At 55.0% G+C, this 6,307-nt stretch carries 3 protein-coding genes; all 3 read left to right on the top strand.

All coding sequences use genetic code 11. The features are described from left to right. Positions 1 to 244 precede the first annotated feature (244 nt). A complete protein-coding gene (locus tag PN477_RS05460; protein WP_272147056.1) occupies positions 245 to 3,496 on the top strand; it encodes an efflux RND transporter permease subunit in 3,252 nt (1,083 codons plus the stop codon). Between the two features lie 95 nt (positions 3,497 to 3,591). Beyond that, positions 3,592 to 4,233 (top strand): bifunctional phosphoribosyl-AMP cyclohydrolase/phosphoribosyl-ATP diphosphatase HisIE, encoded by a 642-nt coding sequence (gene hisIE, locus PN477_RS05455; protein WP_272117418.1) that lies wholly within the window; start codon positions 3,592 to 3,594, stop codon positions 4,231 to 4,233. Between the two features lie 660 nt (positions 4,234 to 4,893). Then, entirely contained in the window at positions 4,894 to 5,871 is a 978-nt protein-coding gene (locus tag PN477_RS05450) for an RNA polymerase sigma factor, RpoD/SigA family (protein WP_272117416.1), read from the top strand. Positions 5,872 to 6,307 lie beyond the last annotated feature (436 nt).

Genomic DNA, 6,307 nt, shown 5'->3' with positions numbered 1-6,307 from the left:
TGCATCCCACTTTTGCAGATTCCCATGGCTCGCCAGGGAGCACCCTCATCCCCAGCCCTTCTCCCGCAGGAGAAAGGAGCCAAAAGCCCTCTCCTGAGGGAGAGGGTTGGGTGAGGGATTGCATAACTGGGATGCACTCCAGTGATTCCTGTTGAACGGCTAAATGCGATCGCCCCCTAGATCGCCCCCTGAGCGTCATCCCACCCTCGACCCGATCCATCCCTGCTTACCTGGACTTCCTGCCATGACCCCCAACCCCCCCAGCAGTCTGAGTATTCTTGCCATTCGCCGTCACATCGCCACCCTGATGTTGACGATCGCCCTCCTCGTCCTCGGAGCCTTTGCCCTCGGCCAACTCCCCGTTGATCTGCTCCCCTCCATCACCTATCCCCGCATTGGCCTACGGGCCGATGCCCCTGGCCTCGTGCCGGAAGTGGCAGTCAATGAAGTGACGCGCCCCCTCGAAGAAGCCCTCGCCGCCACCGAAGGCGTGACGCAGATTTTTTCCCAAACCCGCGAAGGGCGGATCAGTATCGACCTCTTTTTTGAACCCGGTGCAGATGTAGATCAAGCGTTAAACGATGCCACCGCCACCCTCAACCGCGCCCGCAGCACCCTCCCGGACACGATCGAACAGCCCCGCCTCTTCAAATTTGACCCGTCCCAACTGCCGGTGTATGAATTGGCGATCACCTCTCCATCCCTGGCGGCGGTGGATCTGCGAATTTTTGCCGATGAGGAATTGGCGCGGGAATTAATCCGTGTGCCGGGGGTGGCCAATGTGGATGTAACGGGTGGGGTACAGGAAGAAATTCAAGTGAATTTAGACCTGAAACGCTTGCAGGCCTTTGGGTTGGATGTGGTGGATGTGCTCGATGCCCTGGGGGAACGAAATTTAGATACGTCGGGGGGTTTGCTGCGGGGGGGCGATGCGGAGTCGTTAACGCGGGTGGTGGGTCAGTTCCAAACGGCGGATGAGGTGCGAGATTTAGCGATTAACGTGGGCAGTGCCGACGCGCCGCGCACGGTAACGCTTCGGGATGTGGCGGATATTCGGGACGACATTGAAGAGCAACGCATTTTTGTGACCCTAAACCGCAGCCCGGCGGTGAAGGTGAGCATTCAAAAACAGCCGGAAGCGAATACCGTGGCGGTGATCGATGCAGTGAAGGCGAAGCTGGCGGATCTGCAAGCCTCGAATCGGATGCCAGCGGATCTGGATATGACGGCGACGTTGGATGAGTCGAAATTTATTCGCAATTCGATTCAAAATGTGGCGATCGCAGGTCTATCGGGGTCAATTTTGGCCGCGATCGTCGTCCTGCTCTTCCTCGGCTCTTTCCGTCAAACCCTGATCATTGTGGCTGCGATTCCCCTCGCCACCCTCACCGCTTTGATTATGATGCGGATGTTTAACCTGTCCCTGAATGTCTTCAGTTTGGGGGGGTTAGCCCTGGGGGTGGGGATTGTGGTGGATAACTCGATCGTGATGCTCGAAACCATCGCCAAGGGACTCACCGCCGATCGCGCCACTCCCCGCCCCCCCAATCGTCAGCGCCGCTCGCCCCGCTGGATTCGTCGCGCCGTGGAAACCAGCAGCCAATCCTTAGAATCGGCACTCTTGGCCTCAACACTCACCAACTTGGTGGCGGTGTTGCCGTTTCTGTTGATTGGTGGCTTTTTGTCGCTGATTTTTAGTGAATTGGTGCTGACGGTGAGTTTTGCTGTGGCCGCGTCGTTGATCATTGCCTTGACCGTTGTGCCGGCCTTTTCCTCCCGCCTCCTTGCCACGAATAGTAGTAACTGGGTGCAGCAAACCGGCCCGATCCAGGGGTTTCAGCAGGGGGTAGAACGGTTTACCCGGAGTTATCAGGGGGGATTGCGCTGGGTGTTGCGCCATCGGGTTTGGGTGATTTTGGGCGCGATCGCAATTTTCGGCGGCGGTAGTCTTTGGATGGCTCCCCAGCTTCCCCAGGAAATCTTACCCCGAATTAATACCGGCCAAGTCAGTCTCTCCGCCCAGTTTCCCACCGGAACCACCATCGCAGCCAACCGCCAAGTCATGGCCGCCATTGATCAAATCCTCTTAGAACAGCCGGAAACAGACTATGTATTTACCACGGCCGGGGGGTCACTGTTTGGCAATATCACGGTCAACGATGCCCTGCGCGGCTCCAGCACCATCACCCTGAAGCCCGGTACTCCCGTGGGTGCCTATGTCGATCGCGTCAATGGCATCATCAACCAACAAATCCGGATGATTGGCACTTCAATTCGGATGCGCCCCGATTCGGTGCGGGGTCTGATTCTCAGCAACTCCCCCACCCGTGATGATATCGACTTAGTGTTACAGGGCTTAGATGCCCAAGCCTTGACCACGGCAGGCGAGCAAATCCTCGCCGCCCTCGACGCGCAAGCCGTCCTCGCCCGCTACGAACCCGATGCGACCCCTCCTCAACCGGAAGTCCAGATTCGCCCCGACTGGCAACGGGCCACGGAACTCGGCCTCACCTCAGAGGAGATCGGCGAGACGGTACAAACCGCCCTCAATGGGTCAGTCCCCACCCAATTGCAGCGGGGCGATCGCCTCGTGGATATTCGCGTTCAACTCCAGCCCGGCCTGATTCAGCGGGCCAACCAACTCAGCACGCTTCCCCTCTTTACCGACAATGCCCAGGCGGTGCAATTGGGCGATCTTGCCACCGTTGAAATTGGCCCCGCTCCAGGGGAAATTCAACGGATCAACCAGCGGCAAATTCTGTTAATTGAAGGCAGCTTAACGGAAGGGGCGAGCTTGAGCGCGGCCCTGGCTGAGTTGGATGCGATCGTCAGCCCGATCGCACTTCCCGCCGGTGTCAGTCGGTTGCCCAGTGCCGCTGCTGCCACAAATCAGCAACTCCAAGCCTCCTTAAAACTGTTGGGGGGGTTAGCGGCGTTCTTGGTGTTTGTGGTGATGGCGGTGCAATATAATTCGCTCCTTGATCCCTTGGTGATTATGCTCACCGTGCCGCTGGCGTTGGCCGGGGGGATTTTGGGGCTATTTGTGACGGAAACGGCGGTGGGGGCAACGGTGATCGTTGGGGCGGTGCTGTTGGTGGGGATTGTGGTTAACAACGCGATCATTATGGTGGAGTTGGCGAATCAGATTCGAGAGCGCGATCGCATCACCCACCGCGCCGCCATGCTGATCGCCGCCCCCCAACGCCTCCGCCCGATCCTGATGACCACCCTCACCACCGTCCTCGGCCTCTTTCCCTTGGCCCTGGGGATTGGTGAGGGGTCGGAATTCCTGCAACCCTTGGGAATTGTCGTCTTTTCCGGACTATCCCTCGCCACGGTGCTGACGCTGCTGATCGTCCCTTGTTTCTACACCCTCCTACACGAATTCCAGCATCCCCCCTCACGGTTTCAACCTGAACCTGTGCTAGAAGGTGAACCCCAGCGTTACTCCCAAAAGAATATGGATCACCATCATCGCCAGGGTGAAGGTTCCTAATGGCAGTATTCTCGCCTTGCGCTGGGGCCGGAATGGGGGACAATTGGAAAGGCAATCCCGCCACGTATACAAGGCTTTCTCGTTCCTGCTGACCTATGACGATCGCATCCCATCTTGCTGCTATTCCCCTTGATCAGATCCGGTTTAATGACCAGGGCCTTGTGCCGGCGATCGCCCAAGACCACCTCGACGGCACGGTGTTGATGCTGGCCTGGATGAACCGCGAATCAATCACCAAAACCCTCGAAACCGGCGATGCCTGGTATTGGAGCCGCTCCCGCCAAGAATTGTGGCACAAGGGCGCAACCTCTGGCCATCTGCAACGGGTGCAGTCGATGCGCTACGACTGCGATAGTGATGCGATTTTAATGGCCATTGAGCAGGTGGGGGAGATTGCCTGCCATACCGGGGAGCGCAGTTGTTTTCACCAAGTGGGTGGGGATAAACAAGCACCGGGCGCAAATATGGTGTCAGAACTCTATGACGTGATTTGCGATCGCCGTGACCACCCCAACCCCGACTCCTACACCTGTAAACTCCTGACCGGGGGCGATAACAAAATTCTCAAAAAAATCGGCGAAGAATCTGCCGAAGTGGTGATGGCCTGTAAAGATGACGACCCGGATGCGATCGCCGGAGAAGCGGCAGATCTGCTCTATCACACCCTCGTTGCCCTCGCGCACCACAATGTCCCCTTCCGCGCTGTTCTCGAAAAACTTGCCGAACGTCGCCGTTAACGCGATAATGGGGGGCCGGCCATCTAGCTGCAATGCCTGTCCTAAACTGAGTTTTTCAATTTAGCGATCGCTATTTAAAGCTAGTCGCTGGATTGTTTCAGATTGCACGACTCATCCCCAGGCTCAGCATGTTTTCAGTCTTGAGATATCTGCCAAAAGGAGGTTGTAAGCAGTGAGCAAGGTGGAAGAAAATGTAAAGAGTTGAAATGGTTCTCGTCAATAACGAGTAGGCTAATAGCTTATCGATTTACTGATTTAGAAACCACCATCAACGGCAGGATGGAGTTTTGTCCCACTGCCAAGCGATCAAAATTGAGGGATTATCAAGAGTTTAGGAATGGAAGCGATGCAGACAATTGTTGAGATCAGAAAAGGAACCGACGACTTGCCGTGTTTCGTCTCGGTTCCTTTTCTTGTTCGCTCCTCACACAATAGTAAGAATAACGAATGGTTCTGAGTCTGTCAACTTATTTGTCAGAAAATTGCTGGCTTGATGTCTTGACTCAAGTGCTGGCTCTCCAATCCATCAAAACACGAAAATCGTAGGGATGGCTTCAGGATTGAAGTTCGGGGATCTCGCCATTCACCCCCTCCCCAGAAATCGCCGTTATCCCCCACCATAGAAGTTACCGACCCAACCAAAGGAGTCTTGTGCCAACCATGCCAACAGCAAACCTCTCAACTGCACCCAAAGCGGTCTCTACGGATCTGGTGCGTACCTACCTCCAAGAAATTGGGCGTGTTCCCTTGCTCACCCACGAGCAAGAGATCCGTTACGGGAAGCAAGTCCAGCAAATGATGGAACTGCTGGCCCAAAAAGAACAGTTTGTCGAAGAGTGCGATCGCGAACCCAGCCTCGCTGAATGGGCAGACCGCGCCCAACTCAACGAGACGGAACTGCAAGCTCAACTGCACCAGGGCAAACTAGCCAAGCGGGCGATGATCGAAGCCAACTTGCGCCTCGTGGTCTCGATCGCGAAGAAATATCAGAAGCGCAACATGGAGTTTCTCGATCTGCTCCAAGAAGGCGCGTTAGGGCTAGAACGCGGGGTCGAAAAATTTGATCCGACCCGTGGCTATAAATTCTCTACCTACGCCTATTGGTGGATTCGTCAGGCGATTACCCGCGCCATTGCCCAACAATCGCGCACCGTCCGTCTGCCGATCCACATCACCGAAAAACTCAACAAAATCAAAAAGACCCAGCGCGAACTGGCCCAAGAATTGGGTCGCCGCGCCACGCCGAAGGACATTGCGATCGCCCTCGAAATGGAACCGAGCCAAGTGCGGGACTACCTCACCGTGGCGAGGCATCCTCTCTCCTTGGATATGCGCGTCGGGGATAACCATGATACGGAACTGTCGGAACTGCTCGAAGATGAAGACGCTTCCCCCGATGACTACGCCACCCAAGAGTCCCTCCGTCAAGACCTGCAAAGCTTAATCTCGGAACTCACGCCCCAACAACGGCGCGTGATCATCCTCCGCTACGGCTTAGAAGATGGTAACCCCTTGTCACTGGCTAAAATTGGTGAGCAACTCAGCCTTAGCCGGGAGCGCGTTCGCCAACTTGAACAGCAAGCCCTGAATCAATTACGCAAACGTCGGGCGCGGGTTCAAGAATATATCGCCAGTTAACCCATACTTGTCCCTAAAATTACAAGGGTTATGTGATGTTCACGATTTAATTTTATGTGTTGGTGAGAGGTTTGATTAATGCTTCGGGAGAGTGAAAGCTCTCCCTTTTTGCTGTCAAATTTTTGAAAATTTAGACCGTAAGCGTTAGGGTCTTGGCAGCGTCAGATCTATCTTAAATGCAAAAAGAGGACTCCCGCTACACTGTTAGGTTAGCGGTGAGATGAATTTTTGCCAACAAATAAACCGACCAACGGGAGACGACTGAATTCAGTTTTGTGTTAAAATTGAGAAGCCGACGCACCCAAGTGTGCCTAGAGGGGCAAGATTGGTGGTTCTCGCCAGATAAAATGTCCGACCAAAAAGAAATACCTGATCACAGGGGCGGCATAGTTTATGAAGGAGAAATCGAAACATAACTAAGTTTTTGTTGTCTGCT

The sequence above is a fragment of the Spirulina subsalsa CS-330 genome (genome assembly GCF_028330765.1).
GTDB classification, from domain to species: domain Bacteria; phylum Cyanobacteriota; class Cyanobacteriia; order Cyanobacteriales; family Spirulinaceae; genus Spirulina; species Spirulina subsalsa_A.
Note: the sequence above shows the minus strand (reverse complement) of the source record. Positions and strands in the feature narration are given on the sequence as shown.